Genomic DNA, 20258 nt, shown 5'->3' with positions numbered 1-20258 from the left:
AACGCCCCATGACCCCTAGCGCCCCCACCCCTGCCCCGCATTTGATGCAGACCTGGCACGCCGCCAGGCCATGGCGCTTCGCCGGGCCATGGCGCGCCGCCGCATGGCCCCTTCGCCGCGCCTCACCCCTCGGCTTAGGCTGGCTTGGGCGGGTGCTGGTGTTGTCAATTTGCGCGATGGGCACGGGGATGTCGCAGGCACAAGACACGACCGGCACCACAAACATAACCAACACAGCTGAGCCTGCCACCGAGAGCGCCTTGCCCGATCCGACCGCTGCGCCGCAGGCACCAGACACCGCCCACACATGGCGCTACACGGTGGGGATGAAACTCAAAACGCGGGATCTGGCCGACGCCCGAACCACCCTGGCACTGCGTCCGGTGTTGGGTTTGCGCTACGGCCGCTGGCGTTTTGGCCATGCCACGGGCGACGAATGGCTGCAATTCAGCGGCTACCGTCAGGAAGCCAATCTGGCCTACCAATGGCGCGATGACCAACGGCTCAAGGCGGACCTGTCCTTGCGTGTGCAAAACCTGCAGGACAACAGCAGCTTTGACGGTTTTTCTTCCGGCAAAAACACCTTGCGCGGCCGCATCGGCGTGAATTACCGGCTGAACCAGCGCTGGTTCATGGGCACGGACATCACCCAGGACCTGATGGGCCGGGGCGACGGCACCACCTTGTCGGTGGGGGCATCGTATGGCCTGCCGCTGAGCGAGCGCAGCGCACTCAACCTCAGTGGCGGCGTGAACTGGGCCACGGCCGACCATTGGGCCACCCAACTGCGGTTGCTGCCGCCACCCGAAAATGGCTGGCACGCCGGCCTCGGCTCGGTGGGCCTGGGACTCAGTTACCGCTACGCCATCACGCCCCAGTGGGCCTGGTTTGGCACCCTGGGCACCTCTCGCCACCTGGGCCAGGTCCAACAAGTCAGCCCCAGCACCCTGAGCTGGAGCGGCCAAATCGGCGTTCTTTACTTCAGCCGCTGAGTCCCACCCATGCCCGCCTACCGTTTTGAAGCCCTGCAAACCGATGGTGCCCTGCGCAAGGGCACCGTGGAAGCCGACAGCCAAAAGACTGCCCGCAGCCAGCTGCGCGCGCAATCGCTGGTGCCGCTGGTGGTGGAAGCCATCGCGACAGGTTCGGCCAGCGAAGCCGCCAGCGCCCAACCCTGGTGGCAGCGCCCCATTGGCGGCGGCCGCGCTTTCAGCACAAGCCAACGCGCGGTGTGGACGCGGCAACTGGCAGGCCTGGTGGGCAGCGGCTTGCCCATCGAACGTGCTCTGGCCGCCCTGACCGAAGAGGCCGAAGACGACCGGCAGCGCCACCTGATGGCCGCCATTCGCGCCGAGGTCAATTCGGGCAGCACCCTGGGCCGGGCCTTGGCGGAATTTCCGCGCGAGTTTCCCGCCATCGACCGGGCCGTGATCGCCGCTGGCGAGCAAAGCGGTCACCTGTCGGATGTGCTGAACCAGCTGGCCAATGACCTGGAAGACCAGCAACTGCTGCGCTCCAAGCTGCTGTCGGCTTCGCTGTACCCGGCCATCGTGAGTCTGGTGGCGTTGGCCATTGTGATTTTTCTGGTCACCTCGGTGGTGCCCCAGGTGGCCGGGGTCTTTGCGGGCACCAAGCGGTCCTTGCCGGGCCTGACGGTCGCCATGCTGGCCATCAGCGACTTCGTGCGCAGCTGGGGCTGGCTGATGCTGTTGTTGCTGATCGGGGTCGTCGTGGCCTTCCGCCTGGCCATGCGCCAGGCCGCCCTGCGCCTGCGTTTTGACGCCGCCTGGCTGCGCCTGCCCCTGATCGGCCGCCTGGCCCGGGGCTACAACAGCGCCCGCTTCGCGTCCACGCTGGCCATGCTCACGGCCGCTGGCGTGCCCATCCTCAAGGCGCTGCAAGCCGCGGCCGACACCTTGTCCAACCAGGCTTTGCGGGCCGACGCACTGGAAGCCCTGGTGCGCGTGCGCGAGGGCGCGCCGCTGGGCACCGCGCTGGCGCAAAACGCACGCTTTCCGGGCCTGCTGGCCATGTTTGCCCGCCTGGGCGAACAGACCGGCCAGCTGCCGGTCATGCTGCAGCGGGCGGCACAGCAGCTGTCCAGCGAAGTGCAGCGCCGCGCCATGGCGCTGGCCACCGTGCTGGAGCCCTTGCTGATCGTGGCCATGGGCGGCATGGTCATGCTGATCGTGCTGGCGGTGCTGATGCCCATCATGCAGTTGAACCAGTGGGTCAAATGAGCCGGCATCGACACCGACCCGTCTGGGTCCGAACATTGAACGAAGGAGCCCGGCATGCCCGCATCGCTTGAAGGACAGTTGGTGGTGGCGATCTCGTCGCGCGCGCTGTTCGACTTCGAAGAAGAAAACCAGGTGTTCGAGCAAGGTGACGACCGCGCCTACATGAAGCTGCAGCTGAGCCGCCTGGAAGCGCCCGCCAAACCGGGCGTGGCGTTTTCGCTGGTGCGCAAGCTGCTGGCCTTCAACGACGCCGACACCCAGCGTGTCGAGGTGGTGATCCTCTCGCGCAACGACCCGGTCTCGGGCATGCGGGTGTTCCGCTCGGCTCAGCATTACGGTCTGCCCATCCAGCGCGGCAGCTTCACACGCGGGCAGCCGCCGTGGCGCTATCTGCGGCCGCTCAACGCCAACCTGTTTTTGTCCACCCATTTGTCGGACGTGCGTGCCGCGCTCGATGCCGGTGTGCCTGCGGCGCAGGTCTACCCGCATTCGGCGCTGGCCTCTGAGGCGCACCCCCACGAGGTGCGCATTGCCTTTGACGGCGACGCGGTGCTGTTTTCAGACGAGGCCGAGCGCGTGTTTCAGGCCGAGGGCCTGTCGGCGTTTCAAAAGCACGAAAGCGACAAGGCGGCGCAACCCCTGCTGGCCGGACCTTTCAAGCCAGTGCTGCAAGCGCTGCACCAGTTGCAGCAGGCGGGCACCCCGGCCATGCGCATCCGCACCGCGCTGGTCACCGCCCGCAGCGCCCCGGCGCACGAGCGCGCCATTCGCACCCTGATGGACTGGAACATCGAGGTGGACGAAGCCATGTTCCTGGGCGGCCTGCCCAAAGGCGAGTTCCTGCGCGAGTTCGAGCCTGATTTCTTCTTTGACGACCAGACCGGCCACATCGAATCGGCGGCGCGCCATGTGCCCTCGGGGCATGTGGCGTCGGGGGTGAGCAACACCGACTGAAACCTCGGCGAGCTGGGGCCACGCCCTCAGTCTGCGCTTACTTTTTCTCCGAATAAGGCGTCACCAACCTGGCGTCCATGCGGTAACCGGCCACGCCCATGTGCGAATCGGTCTTGGTCGCACTCAAGGCCCCCGTGATCCAGACCGTGTCCATTGAACGAAAACGCTTGACGGGCTTGTCCAGCAGAACATGCACGATCTGGTTGGCCGGCGGCGGCGGCGAGTGCACGCAGGCACCAAAGTACGGCACCAACAAAAACTCCTTGATGCCCTCCGGCAAGTCTTCCAGCGGCACCAGATACCCGGGCAGCCGCACGCTTTGCCCCAGCATGGCGGGGTTAACGGGCGCGTTATCCCACATCTGGCGCATTTTTTTCAGCGCCTCTTCGGCCTTGGGGTCGTTGTCCTTGAGCTTGTCCAGGTTCAAGGCCTTGAGGTCTTTGTAAGGGTCCCAGCCCGTGGGTATCAACTGCTCCCAGCCGATGGTGCGCGCCGGCCCCGGCGCGCCGGCCCCGGCTGGCGCGGCTTCGGCCGCCAAAGCGGGCTGCACCTGCGGCACCAGTTCGCGCGCCGTCTCGCGCGCACTTTGCGCTGAGGCGCACACCGCCCACAAGCCACCCAGCAGCACGCCCACCGTCCAACATGTCCGCATTTTGTTCATGCTTTCTCTCCCGTTCCCTGTTGTCATTCAACCCCCATTTTCAAGCCACCCCCAGGCAGCTCACACGCGCGGCGACAAACCATCGGCCAAAGACAGGCGATAAGCCCGCCAGGCCGGCCCCAGGCTGGCCAACAGGCCCGCCAGCAACACCGCCAACATCAAGGCCAACTGCGAAGGCAGCACACCGCCGATCTGCAAGCGGATGCCGAGCGCACTTTGCAGCCAAGCCGCAGCCAGCCCCATGCCCGCTTGCGCCAGCAGCACCCCCAGCAAAACCCCGGCCCCCGTGACCCACAGGCCTTCCAGGGTGAGCAAGCCCAGCACATGGCGCGGCGCGGCCCCCACGGCACGCAGCACGGCCAGTTCGCGGCGGCGCTCGTTCAGGCCCGCCAGCACCACCGCCATGAGCGAGACCACACTCACCAGCGCCACCAGCGCCGACACCGCGAGCAAGGCGTTCTCCCCCATGCCCAGCACCGACCACAACTCGCCCAACGCCACACCGGGCATCACGCCCATCAAGGCTTCGGCCTCGTACTGGTTCACGAAACGCTGCACATTGAACACCGCAGCCCGGCTTTTCAGGCCCACCAGGGCGGCCGTGACGGCATCGGGCTCCAGATTGAATTTGCGGGCCTGCTCGGCCGGGATTTTCCCGCCCGGCATGGGCGTGCCCGCCACCCAGTCAAGGTGCAGGGCTTGCAGCGCTTGCAAGCTCACATGCACCGTGCGGTCCACCGGGGTGCCGGTCGGGGCCAAAATGCCCACCACCTTGAACGGTTTGTCGGCATGCTCGTCCACCGCTGGCCCATCTTGGTGATCTGGGTCGTGGTCATGTTCGTGCAGGCCATGGCCCAGCGTGATGTTTTGACCCAGGCCATAGCCCATCTTGCGCGCCACCTCGGCCCCGATCACGGCTTCGTACAAGCCGTCGAGGGTGCCCGCAAACGCCCCACCCAGCTGCCACGCCAGCGGCTGTTTGTCGCCATAGGCAAAGTGCTGAAAGTACGCGGGCGTGGTGCCCAGCACCGGAAAAGCGCGGTGCGAATCGCCCAAGCTCAAAGGCACGACCCAAGACACTGAGCGGTGCTGCGACAAGGCGCGCACGCTGTCCATGGACATGCTTTGCGGCACGCTGCCGATGTGAAACACCGAAAACAGCATCAGCTGCACCGGGCTGCTGCGCGCGCCGACGATCAGGTCAACCCCGCTGACCGATTGCGAAAAACTGGTGCGGAGGTCGTGGCGCAAACGCTCCAGCGTCCACAGCAAGGCGGTGGCCAGCGACAGCGACACCACCACCCAGACCAGGGTGCTGCGCCGGTTCCAGGCGCTGCGACGGGCCATGCTCAAAAGGCTGTTCATGCGTGTGCCCCCACTTGTTGCATGGCGGGCAAAGACCATTGCACATCAAAACGCGCGGCCTGCTGTTCGTCATGGCTCACGCACACCAAGGTGCTGCCCGCGTCGCGTGCGGCCTGCAACAACACATCCATGAAGTCGTGGCGCAAGGCCGCGTCGAGCGCCGAGGTGGGTTCATCGGCCAGGATCAATTCGGGCTGCCCCATCAAGGCCCGGGCTGCGGCCACGCGCTGCTGCTGCCCCACCGACAAGGCGTCGGCACGGCGCGTCCACAACTCGGCAGACAAACCCATGCGTTGCAACCACTTCTGCGCCGAAGCCTCGGTCCCGCCCGCGTTCTGGCAACGCCCATGCCGCAAGGCCGAAAAGCGGCAAGGCAGGGTCACGTTGTCCAGCACACTCAGGTAGGGCAACAAATTGAACTGCTGAAAAATCACGCCCACATGGTCGGCGCGAAAGCGGTCGCGCTGACCGGGCTTCAAAGCCGCCCAGTCTTGCCCCAGCAAGGACACACGGCCCTGTTGCGGTGACAGCACACCCGCCAGCAGCCCCAGCAAAGTGCTCTTACCGCAGCCGCTGGGGCCATGTAAAAAAACGGTTTGGCCGGCGGCCAAATGCAAGCGGCCCAAGGCCAATGTGTCAGCGCCTCCCCGGGTCCATGCAAAGCGCAATGGCTCGATGTCGATCACGAAGCTCTCCCTGTGTTGACGCGGCAATATACCCCGTCAATCGGACACCGTGATCTTTCTCCTGCTTTCGCGATGGGCAATCCACACCGTGGCCCACAAAATGACAAAAGCCCCCAGCCAGGTGGATTGACTGGGCACATCGCCAAACACCAGCCAGCCCAACAACGACGCCCAGACCAAGTCCAGGAATCTCAGCGACTGGGTGGCCGAAATGTCGGCCATGGCAAAGGCGCGCGTCAGGCAATAGTGGGCCAAGGTGCCCAACAGGCCGGTGGCCGCAAAGCCCAGCCACTGCATGGGGGTCGGCGTTTGCCAATGCGGCAAGGCCATGGGCAGGCTGAGCACCGTCACGGTGAGGGCCTGCCACAGCACGATCACACCGGGTTTTTCGTAGCGCGTCAGGGCTTTGGTGATCAAAAAGGACGCGGCAAAGACCGGCGACGAGGCCAGCATGACCAGGTTGTACCAACCGCCCTCGCCCGACATCTTGGGCAAGACCACCACCAAGACACCGGCAAAGCCGATGATGGCGGCGATCCAGCGGTCTTTGCGCATGGGTTCGCCCAGAAACCAGGCCGCACCGATCATGATGAAAATCGGGCCAGTGAAACCGATGGCCGTCATGTCGGCCAGCGGAATTTTGGGCAAGGCGGTGAACCACAGAATCAGGCCCAGCGTGTGCACCCCGCCGCGCCAGAACTGGCCCACCATGTTGACCGGCATGTAGGCGCGCCAGCCATCGCGGTAAATCCAGGGCAGGATGACCAGCAAGCCAAACAGGTAACGCAAAAACTGGGACTGGTAGACGTCCAGGTGCAGGGTCAGCTCGCGGGCAATGGTGTTGAGCAAGGAAAACATCACGCCACCCAAGACCATCCAGACCATGCCGCGCACGGTCGCGGGCCAGGCGTCAAAGGTGCGCATGCCTTTGCGGTGCGCAAGCGACCACCGACGTAGCGGGGTAAAAGGTTTGCGCGGCTTCATGCGGCTGCGCTGGGCAAAATTTGAATCACCCTTTCATCTTAGGGGGAAAAGCTGGGTATGCCGGTCGCCTGGGTTACGGGGTGCCGCAGGTCACAAACCCCGCCCCCTTGCGCAACTCGCTTGGCGGACACGGACTTGCACGGCACAACGGCATGGCGCCATGCGGTTGCGCCATGGCGCGACGTGCGCCGCAGCCCAAATAAAAGGCACCAACATTTGGAGCCTTCACTGAGCGCGGACTGGACGCTGACCGGGCCTTCACTGAGCGCTCACGGGGAGTTCACTGAGCGTTCATTGCGCGCTGTTTTGCAGCGCCGCAATGCGCTCTTCAATCGGTGGATGGGTGCTGAACAGTTGCCCAATGCCACCGGCAATGCCCATGGCCGCCATGCTCTTGGGGAGCTCTGCCGTGTGCACGCCGCCCAGACGGGCCAGGGCGTTGATCATGGGCTGCTTGCGGCCCATCAGCTTGGCCGCACCCGCGTCGGCGCGGAACTCGCGCTGGCGGCTGAACCAGGCCACGATAATGGCTGCCAGAAAGCCCAGCAAAATGTCCATCACGATGGTGGTCACCATGTAGCCGATGCCGGGACCCGAGCTTTCCTCGTCGTTGCGGCGCAGGAAACTGTCCACCGCATAACCGACCACGCGGGAAATGAACACCACAAAAGTATTCATGACACCCTGGATCAAGGTCATGGTCACCATGTCGCCGTTGGCGATGTGGGCCACTTCGTGACCGATGACGGCCTCGACTTCTTCATGCGTCATGTTCTGCAGCAAACCGGTGGACACGGCCACCAAAGCCGAGTCGCGGAAAGCACCGGTGGCAAAGGCGTTGGGGTCGCCTTCGAAAATGCCCACCTCGGGCATGCCAATGCCGGCCTTGTCGGCGAACTTGCGCACGGTCTCAACAATCCAGGCCTCATCGGCGTTGGCGGGCTGCTCGATCACGCGCACGCCCGAAGACATCTTGGCGATCCACTTGCTCATGAGCAGGGAAATGATGGCACCACCAAAACCCATGATCAGCGCAAAGCCCAGCAAGGCCCCCAGGTTCAGGCCGTTGGCAGTCAAAAAGCGGTTAACGCCCAGCAAATTGGCCACGATGCCCAACACCACCACCACGGCCAGGTTGGTCAGTACAAACAGAAAAATACGTTTCATGAAGTGTTTCTCTTTCAGCCCGAAAGGCGCGGGCACGCGATGCGAATGGTAGGGGCTCAGGCCCCAAAATCAAGGGGACGGGATGATTTCCGGATTGGCGTACGGTTTTCCCGTGGGCATTTTGGCCCGCCGTGGCCTGAAAACACCCGTGTCCTGGTAAAAACATGGCTCTTCATTGGCCGACCACCAGCCGGGCACGCCCAAAATGGGCAAGGGGCTGAACGGCTTGCCTGACAGCTTGTCTGCCGTCAGGTCCTCGGCCAGCCAGGTGTCGATCTGATCATGCGGCACATCGCCAGGCACGCGCCACAAATGCACCGTGATCGACTTGTAGGGCTGCACGGCTTTTTCCAGGGCGGCATGTCCAAAGGTCCACAGACGTGTGTGCGCCCACTCACTGCGCAGGCCGACAAAGGCATCCATCCAGCGGTGCTCGGTCAGCGCGGCCCACAAAGCCTCCGATGGCTGGATCAACAAGGCGTTTTCATCGAACACCGTGGCGGCATCGCGCACCGCACCGCGCACCTGCCCCACCCCGGCCCGGGCAATTTCTCGGGCTTGCAACTGGTTCAGGCGCTTCTTGGCCTGCGGAAAGTGCATCCAGCACAGCGCGTTGAAAAAGTCGTGTAAACCCTCGCGGGTCGGCACTTGAGCCGTGGCAAAAATGAAGTCTTCATAGGCTTGGCCTTCAGGCAAGTCGGCTTGCGGCACAAAACGCACGGGGGCCAGGCCCACCTCGTTCAATGACTGGGGCTGCAGGCCGCCTTCTGCGATTTTTTGTGCCACAGGCTCACCCAAGCCACGCCAGTCGGCCAACCACGGCGCCGACCAATCGATGTCCGGCACGCCAGGCTGCACCTCGCCAAGACTGCGGACGCCCCGGCAGACGACCTTCGAGGCGGCGACCTGACGGCCCGGCTGACTCGCGCTCAGACTCAGCCCGTCACCAAACGCCACGGCAGGCTTTCGCCCGAACGCAGGGGCTTGAGTTCGGCTTCGCCAAAGGCAAAGCTCTCGGCAGGCGTCCAGCTTTCCCGGCGCAGCGTGATGCGGCCTGTGTTGCGCGGCAGGCCGTAAAAGTCGGCCCCATTGAAGCTGGCAAAGCCTTCCAGCTGGTCCAGAGCGCCCGCTTGCTCGAAGGCCTCGGCGTACATCTCGATGGCCGCGTGCGCGGTGTAGCAGCCAGCGCAACCGGTGGCGTGCTCTTTCAGGTGCGCGGGGTGCGGCGCGCTGTCGGTGCCCAAAAAGAAGCGGGCGTTGCCACTGGTGGCCGCCTGCACCAGCGCCAACCGGTGCGTTTCGCGCTTGAGCACGGGCAGGCAGTAATAGTGCGGGCGGATGCCGCCGGTGAAGATGGCGTTGCGGTTGTACAGCAGGTGGTGCGCGGTGATGGTCGCGCCCAAGTTCGCATCGCCTTGTGCCACGTACTGCGCGGCTTCTTTCGTGGTGATGTGCTCCATCACGATTTTCAGGCCCGGAAAGTCGCGGCGCAGCGGGATCAGTTGCTGCTCGATGAAGACGGCTTCGCGGTCGAAAAGGTCGATGTCTTGCGAGGTGACTTCGCCGTGCACCAGCAGCAGCACGCCTTCGCGCTGCATGGCTTCGAGAACGGGGTAGATTTTGCGCAAGTCGGTCACGCCCGCGTCGCTGTTGGTGGTGGCACCGGCCGGATAGAGCTTGCAGGCCACCACGCCAGCGGCCTTGGCCCGGGCAATCTCGGCCGGGTTCAGGTTGTCGGTCAGGTACAGCGTCATCAAAGGCTCGAACGCCATGCCTTGGGGCACGGCGGCCAGGATGCGGCTCTTGTAAGCCAGTGCCTGCTCGGCGGTGGTGACCGGCGGCTTGAGGTTGGGCATGATGATGGCGCGGCCGAACTGGGCGGCGGTGTGCGGCACCACCACATTCAGTGCAGCACCGTCGCGCACATGCAGGTGCCAGTCATCGGGGCGGGTAAGGGTGATTTCTTGGGTCATGAACGTATTGTCTCAAACCTGTGAACAGGTGCGTTGGGTTCCCGTTGCTGGAACTAGAGGTGGGGTCACGGGCTGGGGCTCATACTCGCAAGCTCGCCAAATCGCCCCAACCCGTGACCCCGCCTTTGGTGCGAGCGGCAGCGGGACACTGACAGAAGAAGATGGCTGGCCACCCCACCGAAAAAGACCTAAGGAACTGGAGAGGGTGAAAGCGTCGGGGCGAGCGAAGCAACGCCCCGTCACTCCCCTGCCGTTCTGGCAGGGCTGAGCAGCGGGCGGATCAGGGCGGGTGCTTGTTTGAGCGAAGCGAGTTTGCACCCGACCCCGCCCAATGCGAGCAGCGCAAGGAACCCGAAGGGCCCTGACTGCGGCTCGCTTTTCTTTGCTGACTTTCTTTGGCGAAGCAAAGAAAGTGAGTGCGCCGCCGGGCGCAATCCCGGCCAAGGACGCTCAAAAAACTCAACATTTAATCGGGATCTGACCCCAATTAAACTGCCCCGCATCGGTTTGTAGGCGCAGCAGAAAACGTCTTCAATGTCCCAAGATCTTGGACAAGAAGTCCTGTGCCCGATCGGTTTGCGGCGAATCAAAGAACTGCTGAGGCGGGGCTTGTTCAACCACCTGGCCTTGGTCCATGAAGATCACACGGTCTGCCACCGCTTTGGCAAAGCCCATCTCGTGCGTCACGCACAACATGGTCATGCCCTGGCTGGTCAACTCGATCATCACGTCCAGCACTTCCTTGATCATCTCGGGGTCGAGCGCCGAGGTCGGCTCATCGAACAGCATGATCTTGGGCGTGAGGCACAGCGCGCGGGCAATGGCCACGCGCTGCTGCTGACCGCCCGACAACTGCAGCGGGTATTTGCCAGCGTGCTCGGCAATGCGCACACGCTCCAGTTGCACCATGGCCCGGTCAATGGCTTCCTTGCGCGGCATCTTGGCCACCCAGGTGGGCGACAAAATCAGGTTTTCCAGCACCGTCAGGTGCGGAAACAGGTTGAACTGCTGGAACACCATGCCGACTTCGCGGCGCACCTTGTCTATGCCCTTGAGGTCGTCGCCCAGCACGGTGCCATCGACCGTGAGGGTGCCTTCCTGGTATTCCTCCAGGGCGTTGATGCAGCGGATCAGCGTGGATTTGCCCGAGCCCGAAGGCCCGCAAATGACCACTTTTTCGCCTTTGGCGAATTGCAAGTTGACGTCGCGCAACACGTGGTAGCCATTGCTGGCATACCACTTGTTCACGCCTTTGAACTCGATGAGGGGGGTAGCGTTGGGGGTCATGAGGTTCTTTCGTTCAGCGGACTTTGCTCACCGCGGTGCGCTGCTCAATCCACAGGCTGTAGCGCGACATGGCAAAGCAGAACGCGAAATAGATGAAGGTGATGAAGAGGTAGGCTTCGATCTTGAAGGGACGCCAGTCGGCATCCGAGTTGAGCGCCAGGCCCAGAGCCCCGGTCAACTCGTACAACGAGACAATGGTCACCAGCGAGGTGTCCTTGAACAGGCCAATGAACGTGTTCATGATGGACGGCACCACCGTGGTCAGCGCCTGGGGCAGCACGATCATGCGCTGGGTCTGCCAGTAAGTCAGGCCCAACGTGGCCGCTGCTTCGGTCTGGCCCTTGGGCAAGGCCTGCAAACCGCCACGGATCACCTCGGCCATGTAGGCGCCTGAAAACAGCGTGATGCCCACCACCACGCGCAGCAGCACGTCGATCTTGACGCCCTCAGGCATGAACAGCGGCAGCATGAACGAGGCCATGAACAACACCGTGATCAGCGGCACGCCACGCACCAGCTCCACGTACAGCGTGCACAAGGTCTTGATGGCGGGCATGTTGGAGCGCCGACCCAGCGCCACAAAGATGGCCAGGGGAAAAGCCAGCGTCATGGAAATCACCGTGAGCATGACCGTGAGCGGAAAGCCGCCCCACTGGTCGGTGTCGACCGACGTCAGGCCAAAGAACCCACCTTTCATCAGAACAAAATACACCGCCAACATGACGGCCCACATGAGGGGCAAGGCCTTGTTCCAGAAACGCGGCATGCAACTGAGCACGACCACCCCGAGCATCAACGCCGTGGCGATCACCGGACGCCAGTGTTCGGTTTCGGGATAGCGGCCCATCACGATCAGGCGACCTTTTTCGGCGATCACCCCCCAGCAGGCACCGGCTCCGCGCGCGTCGTTGCAGGCCTGCAAGTTGGCACCCAGCACGGCTTGCCAAACGGCCCAGTCCATGGCGCTGGCCACAGCCCACAGGCCCAGCGCCAGCAAGGCCAGCGACATGGCACTGTTGCCCGGACTGGCAAACAAGTGGGTACGCAACCAGGCCAGAGGGCCTGCGCTGCGGCCTGGCATGGGCCGGGCGTCGGTAGATTTGAAAACAGTGGTCATGTCAGCGCTCCTGGATGGCGGCACTGGCATTCAACCAGTTCATGAGGGCCGAGGTGATGAGGGACAGTGTCAGGTAGACCAGCATGACAATCGACAGCGCCTCGATGGCGCGGCCTGTCTGGTTGAGCGTGGTGTTGGCGATCGACACCAGCTCCGGATACCCGATGGCCACGGCCAAAGACGAGTTCTTGGTCAGGTTCAGGTACTGGCTGGTCAAGGGCGGAATGATCACGCGCAAAGCCTGTGGCAACACGACCAGACGCATCGACTGGGTTTTGTTCAAGCCCAATGAGGCCGCCGCTTCGTGCTGCCCCAGCGAGACCGAGGCAATGCCAGAGCGCACCACTTCGGCAATGAAGGCAGCGGTGTAGAACACCAGCCCGCACAACAGGGCCATGAACTCGGGACTGAACACGCCGCCATCTTCAATCTGGAAATCACCCACTTTGGGCAGATTCCATTGCGACGGGGCACCACCGGCCAGCCAGCCCAACACAGCCAGCGCCAGCGTGACCCCCAAGGTCACGCCCCACACCGGCCGCACTTGACCTGTCAGGTCAAAGTGGGCCCGGGCACGGCGGCGGTAAAACAAGCCGAAAGCCACGCCCAAGACCACGCCGAACAAAGCCAGCATCTGCCCTGTTTGCCACACCGGCCAGGGAAAGGACAAACCATTTTTGCTCAGGTAGAAATGGCCCGCTTGCCAGGCCTTGTCAAAATCCGGCAGGGTTTCGGTGAACACCAGGTACCAGATCAGCAACTGCAGGTACACCGGCACGTTGCGAAAAAACTCGACATAGCCGTAACAAATTTTGCGCACCAAAAAGTTGGCCGAAAACCGCCCCACCCCCACCAGCACACCGACCAGGGTGGCCAAGGCGATGCCGATCAGCGCCACCTTGAGGGTGTTGAGCATGCCGATCGCAAAAGCCACCAGATAAGTGCTGTTGGGTTCGTAGGCGATGAGTGTCTCGCTGATGTCAAAGCCAAACGGCTGGAGCAAGAAGTCATAGCCGCTTTGAATGCCGCGCAGGCGCATGTTGGTGAGCGTGTTGCGCACCAACAGGCCCACCAAAGCCACTGCAGAAAGGATGGCGACGATCTGGTAGATGACCGAACGCCCTTCGCGGCTTCGCCACGAGATGGATCGGCTTTTCTTGCCGGGCAAGGGCCTGGCCTCGATCATGGAAAAATGGGACATGTGCAGGGCCTGAAAAAGACACGGGGTGGCAAAAGATACGCCCCGTGAAGGGGCGTATCCAAAGCCGTCAAGTGAGGCAGAAAATCAACGCAGTGGCGAGGCGTACATCAAGCCGCCCTTGTTCCACTGGTTGTTCAAACCACGAGGCAAATTGATGGCGGTCTTGGGGCCGACGTTGCGCTCGAACTTCTCACCGTAATTGCCGGTCGTCTTGATGGCGCGGGCCAACCACTCCTTGTCCAAGCCCAGGTGCTTGCCCAGGTCTTCGGTAGCACCCAGCAAACGGCCGACTTGCGGGTTGTCGCTGGTCTTCATCTGGTCCACATTGGCCTGGGTGATGCCGTACTCTTCCGCTTCGATCAAGCCAGACAGCACCCACTTGTTGATGGCAAACCACTCGTCATCACCACGGCGCACCATCGGGCCCAGGGGTTCTTTGGAGATCAGGTCGGGCAAGATGACGTGGGCTGCAGGGTCTTTGGCTTCCTTGGCGCGCACCGAGGCCAGGCCCGATGCGTCGGTGGTGTAAGCCTGGCAACGGCCAGAGAAATAAGCGCCGGTGGCGGCTTCCACTTTTTCAAACACCACAGGCTTGAGGTTCAGTTTGTTGGCGCGGGAGAAGTCGGTCAGGTTCTTCTCGGTGGTGGTGCCGGACTGCACGCACACGGTGGCACCCTTGAGTTGCTTGGCACTGGTGATCTTGCCTTTGGGCACCATGAAGCCTTGGCCGTCGTAATAATTGGCACCAACGAAGTGCAGGCCCAGTGAACCATCGCGGTTCAGGGTGTTGGTGGTGTTGCGGGCCAGCACGTCCACTTCGCCGGACTGCAATGCGGTAAAGCGTTGCTGCGCAGTCAAGGGGACGTATTTCACTTTGGAGGCATCGCTGAGCACGGCGGCCGCCAGGGCTCGGCAGTGGTCCACATCCAGGCCAGACCAGTTGCCGCTGGAGTCAGCGGCCGAAAAACCAGCCAAACCGGTGTTGACACCGCAAACGATCTGTCCGCGCTGCTTGATCTGGTCGAGGGTTTTGCCTGCCATGGCAGAGGTGCCCACCATCAGGCCGATGGTGGCCAGTGCAGCACCGCACAAAATACGTGAACGAGTTTTCATTTTCAGTCCTTTTTAGATCGATTGAGCAGCTTGTCGCCACACGATGAATTAGAAGCCAGTTTGAGCGGCACTTTGCCTAGGATGTTCCCTAGCCCAAAACCCCGCCACGTGCAGGTCTTTGGAATGGGCAAGGGAGCCAGGTCATGCCGTGCACCGTTCGGGGTCATCCCTGCGCAGGCCTCCACCTGCAAGCACAAAGCATACCCGAGTCAGGGTGGCATCACCCACTGACGGGTTTGGCCTGCTGCAGGTGTGTCCACAGCAAGGCCGCCTGCGAGGTCTTGTCTGCGCTGGGCTGATGCCGCGCGCGGTAGGCGCGCACCTCCATGGTGAGCGACAAGGACGGCCCATCGGGCCATTGCGCCCGCATCAAAGCCCCGGACTGAAGCTCTTTGCGCACCGCACTTTCAGGTAAAAATGCCAGCCCATGGCCCTGCACCGCCATGACCTTCAGGCCTTCGGCCATGTCGGTTTCGTACACACGGTCCAGGTGAATCGGCGTGCCGGCCTGTTTCAAAATCCAGTCGCTCACGCCCCCCAGGTAAGCCCCGGGGGCATAGCCCAGATAGGGCAAAGGGCGCGCCGCGGTGCCGGGCAACACCCAAGTGGGCTGCGAGGGCGGTGCAGGTCTGACATAGGGGGCCACTTGCTCATGGCCGAGGACGACCATGTCGTAACGCTCGGCATCGAGCTGCAAGGGCTGCGACGGGTGGTGGTAGGCGATCAGCACATCGCATCCGCCTTCGACCAGCCGCATGGCCGCATCGTGCACATTGAGCGCGATCAACCGGCTTTTGATCGGACCAAAGCTGTCCTGCAAATCGGCCATCCAGAACGGGAAAAAAGTAAACGCCAGGGTATGCGGCACTGCAAACTCGATGAAGTCCTGCCCGGCTGCGCTGTGCCCCCGCAGCATGGCCCGAGCGTTTTGCAAGGACTGCAACAACTCCAGAGCTTGCGCGTACAGAGTTTCTCCCGCGGGCGTCAACGTGGTGGGGTAAGAGCTGCGGTCCACCAAATCCGCTCCGGCCCAAGCTTCCAGCGACTGAATCCGCCGGGAAAACGCCGGCTGCGTCACATGGCGCAGTTGCGCCGAACGGCTGAAACTGCGGGTCTCAGCCAGACTAACAAAATCTTCCAGCCATTTGGTTTCCATGGCCGCATTATTGACCGCCCCAGCAGGGCCGAGCGATGCAGCCAGCATCGCACGCCAACCAGTACTCCCAAGGCCTCCCCGGCTTGGTGTGAGGCCAAGTCAGATTTTTTCGCAGACCTCACGCTGTGGCGCGACAAGGGATAAGGGACATGGCCTTGCAAGCCTCATCCCCCACCGCGCGCAGCAAGGGCGCTGATGCGGTCAGAACCGGTAACCCAAACCCACCGCGTACAGCAAAGGATCAACCTTGAGACGGCCCACGCTGCTGCCCGCCGAATACACATCGGTGCGGATGTACGCCTTCTTCACGTCCAGGTTGATCGACCAGTTCTTGTCCAGCGCAATGTCTGCGCCCACCTGAAATGCCGCGCCCCAGCTGTGGCTGTCCAAAGACACGCCGGCTGGCAAAGACACGTCGCTGAAGTGGGTGTAGTTCACACCGGCACCGACATAGGGCTTGAAGCCAGACAAATCGGTGAAGTGGTACTGCAAGAGCAAGCTCGGCGGCAAATGCTTGAACGAACCGATGTCTGCACCGCTGGCGTAAACCGTCTGCTTTTGTGGCGTGGTCAACACCAGTTCGGCCGCCAGGTTCTTGCTCATGAAATACGTGACATCGACTTCACCGAAAGTCTTGTTGTTGATGGACAGGTTCAAAGGCGTGGAGTCCTTGTCCACACTGTCCAAGTGCACAGCACGCACGCGCAACATCCAAGGGCTTTCACCCGAGGCCTGCGCCATGGCACCGGTCACGGAACCTGCGGCCAACAAAGCCGCGATCAAGATGTGTTTTTTCATTTTTGACTTTCCTTGTGAACGAGAGAAACGCCTCTCTCAAGTTCATTGGACGCCCGGCCAGCAGGCCCTCATTTGAGCCAAGTCAAAACGTACCCGCGCCCTCCGATGGGACGGCACGGTGTTTGCGCAGAATCAACAAACCATGTCTCTTTGACGCACACTGTGAGACAGCGCACTGACCACAGCAGCCCCAAGAGCCAACTGGACAAGGCCACGACTTGATGTCACAAGCGATGCGCAATCTCCAGCGTGGCCGCGCTTTGGTTCATGGTGTAAAAATGAATGGCAGGCACACCGCCGTTGATCAGCTGTTCGCACAGGTCCGACACCACGTCCAGACCAAAGGCTTTGATTGAGGCGATGTCGTCGCCGTAGGCCTGCAAACGCAACCGGATCCAGCGCGGAATCTCGGCCCCGCACGCGTCCGAAAAACGCAGCAACTGTGACGAACTGGTGATGGGCATGATGCCCGGCACGACAGGCACATCCACGCCCAGCTTGTAGGCGTCGTCCACAAAGCGGAAATACGCGTCGCTGTTGTAAAAGTATTGCGTGATGGCCGAATTGGCTCCGGCTTTGACCTTGGTGGCAAAGGCCTGCAAATCGGCTTCGGGTGACTTGGCCTGCGGGTGGATCTCGGGATAAGCCGCCACTTCGATGTGGAAGTCGTCACCGGTCTCCGCCCGGATGAAAGCCACCAGATCGCTGGCGTAGTGGAACTCGCCGCCCGCGCCATAGCCGCTGGGCAAGTCGCCGCGCAAAGCCACCAGGCGCTGCACGCCCATGGCCTTGAGCGTGGCCAGCTCGGCACGCACCGAGGCTTTGGTCGCGCCAATGCACGAAAAGTGCGAGGCCGCCGGCACGCCTTCGGCCAGGATCGCGCCCACAGTGGCAAAGGTCCCTTCTTGCGTCGAGCCCCCTGCGCCATACGTCACCGAGCAGAACTCGGGCTTCAAGCCATAGAGCGCTTGACGAACGCCACGCAGCTTTTCTGCACCCTCAGGCGTTTTGGGTGGAAAAAATTCCAGGCTGATCGGCAGCTTCAAACCAGACATCACGTCACCTTCAAAAATTCAATAGTCGTTGGCCTTGGCATAGGCCTTGGCGGCCAGATCGGCCTCGTGGGCTTCACGCGCTTTTTCGCGTGCGGGCAGCACCGCTGCCGGGTCAGGCCAGCAGGCCTGCACAAAAAATTCGCGGTTGCCATCGCCCCCCTCAATCGGGCTGTCCAGCCAGGCCGTCACCTGCATGCCCAAATCGGTCAAAGCCGTGCGAACGCGGTTTTCGATGAAAGGGTAATGGCTGTCGTCTTTGACGATGCCGCCCTTGCCCACCTGGCCCGGCTGCAATTCAAACTGGGGTTTCACCAGCATCAGCAGCTGCCCCGTGGGCTTGAGCAAATGCACCACGCCCGGCAGCACCAAGGTGAGCGAGATGAAAGACACATCGCCCACCACTAGGTCAAAGCCCTCCAGCGCCTCGGGAATGCGCTCGTCGCCGGGCTCCAGCTCGCGGGCGTTCACGCCTTCGATGCAGACCACACGTTCGTCTTCGCGAATGCGCGGATGCACCTGGGCGTGGCCCACGTCAATGCCCACCACCTCGGCCGCGCCGTGCTGCAGCAAACAATCTGTGAAGCCACCTGTACTCTGGCCCACATCCAGACAGCGCAAGCCGTCCACCTGCACGCCCGTGGCCTTCAAGGCCCCTTCAAGCTTGAGGCCACCGCGTGAGACGTAGCGCGACTCGGCATCGTCGAGCAACTGCAGAGCAGCGCCCTCGGGCACTTCGTCGCGGTTTTTCACCACCGCACGCCAACTCCCGTCGGGCAACTGCCACTGCACGCCCCCGGCGATCAGTCGCTGAGCCTGGGAGCGGGATGCGGCCAAGCCGCGTTCGACGAGAAGTTGATCAATGCGCATGCGGTGAATTTCAGTAACGGTAGGTATTGGCCTTGTAAGGGCCGTTTTTGGACACGCCGATGTAAGCGGCTTGCTCGTCCGTGAGTTCGGTCAGCTGAGCGCCGACTTTCTTCAGGTGCAGGCGGGCCACTTTTTCGTCCAAGTGCTTGGGCAACACATAGACCTTGCCGGACTCGTACTGGTCTTGCTTGGTGAACAGCTCGATCTGGGCGATGGTCTGGTTGGCAAAGCTGGACGACATCACGAAGCTGGGGTGGCCGGTGGCGCAACCCAGGTTCACCAAGCGGCCTTTGGCCAGCAGGGTGATCTTCTTGCCATCGGGGAAGATGACGTGGTCGACTTGGGGCTTGATCTCGTCCCACTGCAGCTTTTCCAGCGAAGCGACGTCGATTTCGTTGTCGAAGTGGCCGATGTTGCAAACGATGGCTTCGTCTTTCATAGCGGCCATGTGCTCGTAGCGAATCACATTCTTATTGCCGGTGGCCGACACGAAGATGTCGCACTTGTCGGCGGCGTATTCCATGGTCACGACTTTGTAGCCTTCCATCGCGGCTTGCAGGGCGTTGATCGGGTCAATTTCGGTCACCCACACTTGGGCGCTCAAGGCGCGCAGGGCTTGGGCAGAGCCCTTGCCCACGTCGCCGTAACCGGCCACACAAGCCACTTTGCCCGCGATCATCACGTCGGTGGCACGCTTGATGGAGTCCACCAAAGATTCGCGGCAGCCGTACAGGTTGTCGAACTTGCTCTTGGTCACCGAGTCGTTCACGTTGATGGCGCGGAACATCAGGCTGCCCTTGGCGGCCATTTCGTTCAGGCGCAACACGCCGGTGGTGGTCTCTTCGGTCACGCCAATGATGTGCGCGCCCTTGCGGCTGTACCAGGTCGGGTCCACGGCCAACTTGGCCTTGATGGCGTTGAACAGGCAGGTCTCTTCTTCGCTGGTGGGGTTGGCGATCAGGCTGGCGTCTTTTTCAGCGCGCTTGCCCAGGTGCATCAACAGCGTGGCATCACCACCGTCATCCAGGATCATGTTGGGGCCTTCGCCTTCGGTGCCTGCCGCGCCGAAGTCAAAAATGCGATGCGTGTAATCCCAGTAGTCGGCCAAAGTTTCGCCCTTGATGGCGAACACAGGTGTGCCCTTGGCGGCGATGGCCGCAGCGGCGTGGTCTTGGGTCGAGAAGATGTTGCAAGACGCCCAGCGCACATGGGCACCCAGGGCTTGCAAGGTCTCGATCAACACGGCCGTCTGGATGGTCATGTGCAGCGAACCGGTAATGCGCGCGCCCTTCAGGGGCTGGGCCTTGGCGAACTCTTCGCGAATGGCCATCAGGCCGGGCATTTCGGTTTCGGCGATCTTGATCTCTTTGCGGCCCCAGTCGGCCAGGCCGATGTCGGCGATGACGCAATCGGCGTTGAGGGCGGTGTTCAAACGTGCATTCATTTTTCAGCTCCAAAGCAAATGTGAAGAAGCCACACGCATGGGTGAAAGCACTGGATGGGAAAAACAGGCTCACCGCACGTCGAGTGGATGAGCGTCGTTGCTGTTGAAGTGTTCCGAGCCTCACGCCCCGCTGCCAGCTTTGTTCAAAGCCAGGGGGCGCTGCAACGCTCCTCGGAAGTTGGCGATTATA

The 20258-nt window shown here is 62.3% G+C and carries 19 protein-coding genes and 1 riboswitch; of the genes, 3 read left to right on the top strand and 16 right to left on the bottom strand.

Translation table 11 applies throughout. The annotated features are described in order from the left end of the window. Positions 1-8 precede the first annotated feature (8 nt). From B9Z47_RS02875 to B9Z47_RS02865, 3 genes are read left to right on the top strand one after another with little or no spacing between them, the layout of a single operon-like run. Positions 9-992: a MipA/OmpV family protein gene (locus tag B9Z47_RS02875; protein WP_108329711.1), complete on the top strand. Its 984-nt coding sequence runs from the start codon at positions 9-11 to the stop codon at positions 990-992. A gap of 9 nt (positions 993-1001) precedes the next feature. Then, complete coding sequence (gene gspF / locus B9Z47_RS02870; protein ID WP_108329710.1) at positions 1002-2240, top strand: type II secretion system inner membrane protein GspF; 1239 nt, start codon at positions 1002-1004, stop codon at positions 2238-2240. A 54-nt stretch (positions 2241-2294) separates the two neighbouring features. Then, positions 2295-3194, top strand: a complete 900-nt coding sequence (locus B9Z47_RS02865; protein ID WP_108329709.1) for a 5'-nucleotidase — start codon at positions 2295-2297, stop codon at positions 3192-3194. 37 nt (positions 3195-3231) lie between these two features. Here B9Z47_RS02865 and B9Z47_RS02860 read toward each other — a convergent pair whose 3' ends face one another. The 16 genes from B9Z47_RS02860 to ahcY form a co-directional block, all read right to left on the bottom strand. Next, complete coding sequence (locus tag B9Z47_RS02860; RefSeq protein WP_233253620.1) at positions 3232-3855, bottom strand: DUF3299 domain-containing protein; 624 nt, start codon at positions 3853-3855, stop codon at positions 3232-3234. Positions 3856-3915: 60 nt separating this feature from the next. Further along, positions 3916-5220: an ABC transporter permease gene (locus tag B9Z47_RS02855; RefSeq protein WP_108329708.1), complete on the bottom strand. Its 1305-nt coding sequence runs from the start codon at positions 5218-5220 to the stop codon at positions 3916-3918. Then, complete coding sequence (locus B9Z47_RS02850; RefSeq protein ID WP_108329707.1) at positions 5217-5906, bottom strand: ABC transporter ATP-binding protein; 690 nt, start codon at positions 5904-5906, stop codon at positions 5217-5219. The genes B9Z47_RS02855 and B9Z47_RS02850 overlap by 4 nt, the downstream gene beginning before the upstream one ends. Before the next feature lie 36 nt (positions 5907-5942). Continuing rightward, complete coding sequence (locus B9Z47_RS02845) at positions 5943-6890, bottom strand: DMT family transporter (RefSeq protein WP_108329706.1); 948 nt, start codon at positions 6888-6890, stop codon at positions 5943-5945. A 291-nt stretch (positions 6891-7181) separates the two neighbouring features. Continuing rightward, positions 7182-8057, bottom strand: a complete 876-nt coding sequence (gene htpX / locus B9Z47_RS02840; protein WP_108330051.1) for a protease HtpX — start codon at positions 8055-8057, stop codon at positions 7182-7184. A gap of 69 nt (positions 8058-8126) precedes the next feature. After that, positions 8127-9014: a DUF3025 domain-containing protein gene (locus B9Z47_RS02835; protein ID WP_369911644.1), complete on the bottom strand. Its 888-nt coding sequence runs from the start codon at positions 9012-9014 to the stop codon at positions 8127-8129. After that, the gene (pyrC, locus tag B9Z47_RS02830; protein WP_108329705.1) at positions 8993-10030 is read right to left on the bottom strand and encodes a dihydroorotase; all 1038 of its coding nucleotides are present in this window, start codon (positions 10028-10030) and stop codon (positions 8993-8995) included. The genes B9Z47_RS02835 and pyrC overlap by 22 nt, the downstream gene beginning before the upstream one ends. A 531-nt stretch (positions 10031-10561) precedes the next feature. Next, on the bottom strand, positions 10562-11317 hold the full coding sequence (locus B9Z47_RS02825; protein ID WP_108329704.1) for an amino acid ABC transporter ATP-binding protein: 756 nt from the start codon (positions 11315-11317) through the stop codon (positions 10562-10564). 13 nt (positions 11318-11330) lie between these two features. Continuing rightward, on the bottom strand, positions 11331-12434 hold the full coding sequence (locus B9Z47_RS02820) for an amino acid ABC transporter permease (RefSeq protein WP_233253619.1): 1104 nt from the start codon (positions 12432-12434) through the stop codon (positions 11331-11333). A gap of 1 nt (position 12435) precedes the next feature. Then, positions 12436-13635: an amino acid ABC transporter permease gene (locus B9Z47_RS02815; protein WP_233253618.1), complete on the bottom strand. Its 1200-nt coding sequence runs from the start codon at positions 13633-13635 to the stop codon at positions 12436-12438. 84 nt (positions 13636-13719) lie between these two features. Beyond that, a complete protein-coding gene (locus B9Z47_RS02810; protein ID WP_108329703.1) occupies positions 13720-14748 on the bottom strand; it encodes an amino acid ABC transporter substrate-binding protein in 1029 nt (342 codons plus the stop codon). Between the two features lie 220 nt (positions 14749-14968). Further along, on the bottom strand, positions 14969-15904 hold the full coding sequence (locus tag B9Z47_RS02805) for a LysR family transcriptional regulator (protein ID WP_108330047.1): 936 nt from the start codon (positions 15902-15904) through the stop codon (positions 14969-14971). 201 nt (positions 15905-16105) lie between these two features. Further along, on the bottom strand, positions 16106-16702 hold the full coding sequence (locus B9Z47_RS02800; RefSeq protein WP_108329702.1) for an OmpW family protein: 597 nt from the start codon (positions 16700-16702) through the stop codon (positions 16106-16108). 224 nt (positions 16703-16926) lie between these two features. Then, the gene (gene metF / locus B9Z47_RS02795) at positions 16927-17757 is read right to left on the bottom strand and encodes a methylenetetrahydrofolate reductase [NAD(P)H] (protein ID WP_108329701.1); all 831 of its coding nucleotides are present in this window, start codon (positions 17755-17757) and stop codon (positions 16927-16929) included. A gap of 18 nt (positions 17758-17775) precedes the next feature. Next, entirely contained in the window at positions 17776-18624 is an 849-nt protein-coding gene (locus B9Z47_RS02790) for a TlyA family RNA methyltransferase (RefSeq protein ID WP_108329700.1), read from the bottom strand. 10 nt (positions 18625-18634) lie between these two features. Further along, positions 18635-20068: an adenosylhomocysteinase gene (gene ahcY / locus B9Z47_RS02785; RefSeq protein ID WP_108329699.1), complete on the bottom strand. Its 1434-nt coding sequence runs from the start codon at positions 20066-20068 to the stop codon at positions 18635-18637. 82 nt (positions 20069-20150) lie between these two features. Further along, a riboswitch (S-adenosyl-L-homocysteine riboswitch) is annotated at positions 20151-20247 on the bottom strand. Between the last annotated feature and the right edge of the window lie 11 nt (positions 20248-20258).

It is taken from the genome of Limnohabitans sp. 2KL-1 (genome assembly GCF_003063435.1).
In the GTDB taxonomy this organism is placed as follows: Bacteria; Pseudomonadota; Gammaproteobacteria; order Burkholderiales; family Burkholderiaceae_C; genus Limnohabitans_A.
Note: the sequence above shows the minus strand (reverse complement) of the source record. Positions and strands in the feature narration are given on the sequence as shown.

What these genes read in the sequence shown, in the direction of transcription:
- B9Z47_RS02800 (WP_108329702.1), bottom strand. Translation starts at nt 16,702, where the DNA reads ATGAAAAAACACATCTTGATCGCGGCTTTGTTGGCCGCAGGTTCCGTG.
- ahcY (WP_108329699.1), bottom strand. Translation starts at nt 20,068, where the DNA reads ATGAATGCACGTTTGAACACCGCCCTCAACGCCGATTGCGTCATCGCC.
- B9Z47_RS02810 (WP_108329703.1), bottom strand. Translation starts at nt 14,748, where the DNA reads ATGAAAACTCGTTCACGTATTTTGTGCGGTGCTGCACTGGCCACCATC.
- B9Z47_RS02805 (WP_108330047.1), bottom strand. Translation starts at nt 15,904, where the DNA reads ATGGAAACCAAATGGCTGGAAGATTTTGTTAGTCTGGCTGAGACCCGC.
- metF (WP_108329701.1), bottom strand. Translation starts at nt 17,757, where the DNA reads ATGTCTGGTTTGAAGCTGCCGATCAGCCTGGAATTTTTTCCACCCAAA.
- B9Z47_RS02865 (WP_108329709.1), top strand. Translation starts at nt 2,295, where the DNA reads ATGCCCGCATCGCTTGAAGGACAGTTGGTGGTGGCGATCTCGTCGCGC.
- pyrC (WP_108329705.1), bottom strand. Translation starts at nt 10,030, where the DNA reads ATGACCCAAGAAATCACCCTTACCCGCCCCGATGACTGGCACCTGCAT.
- B9Z47_RS02790 (WP_108329700.1), bottom strand. Translation starts at nt 18,624, where the DNA reads ATGCGCATTGATCAACTTCTCGTCGAACGCGGCTTGGCCGCATCCCGC.
- htpX (WP_108330051.1), bottom strand. Translation starts at nt 8,057, where the DNA reads ATGAAACGTATTTTTCTGTTTGTACTGACCAACCTGGCCGTGGTGGTG.
- B9Z47_RS02855 (WP_108329708.1), bottom strand. Translation starts at nt 5,220, where the DNA reads ATGAACAGCCTTTTGAGCATGGCCCGTCGCAGCGCCTGGAACCGGCGC.
- B9Z47_RS02825 (WP_108329704.1), bottom strand. Translation starts at nt 11,317, where the DNA reads ATGACCCCCAACGCTACCCCCCTCATCGAGTTCAAAGGCGTGAACAAG.
- B9Z47_RS02820 (WP_233253619.1), bottom strand. Translation starts at nt 12,434, where the DNA reads ATGACCACTGTTTTCAAATCTACCGACGCCCGGCCCATGCCAGGCCGC.
- B9Z47_RS02815 (WP_233253618.1), bottom strand. Translation starts at nt 13,635, where the DNA reads ATGTCCCATTTTTCCATGATCGAGGCCAGGCCCTTGCCCGGCAAGAAA.
- gspF (WP_108329710.1), top strand. Translation starts at nt 1,002, where the DNA reads ATGCCCGCCTACCGTTTTGAAGCCCTGCAAACCGATGGTGCCCTGCGC.
- B9Z47_RS02860 (WP_233253620.1), bottom strand. Translation starts at nt 3,855, where the DNA reads ATGAACAAAATGCGGACATGTTGGACGGTGGGCGTGCTGCTGGGTGGC.
- B9Z47_RS02845 (WP_108329706.1), bottom strand. Translation starts at nt 6,890, where the DNA reads ATGAAGCCGCGCAAACCTTTTACCCCGCTACGTCGGTGGTCGCTTGCG.
- B9Z47_RS02875 (WP_108329711.1), top strand. Translation starts at nt 9, where the DNA reads ATGACCCCTAGCGCCCCCACCCCTGCCCCGCATTTGATGCAGACCTGG.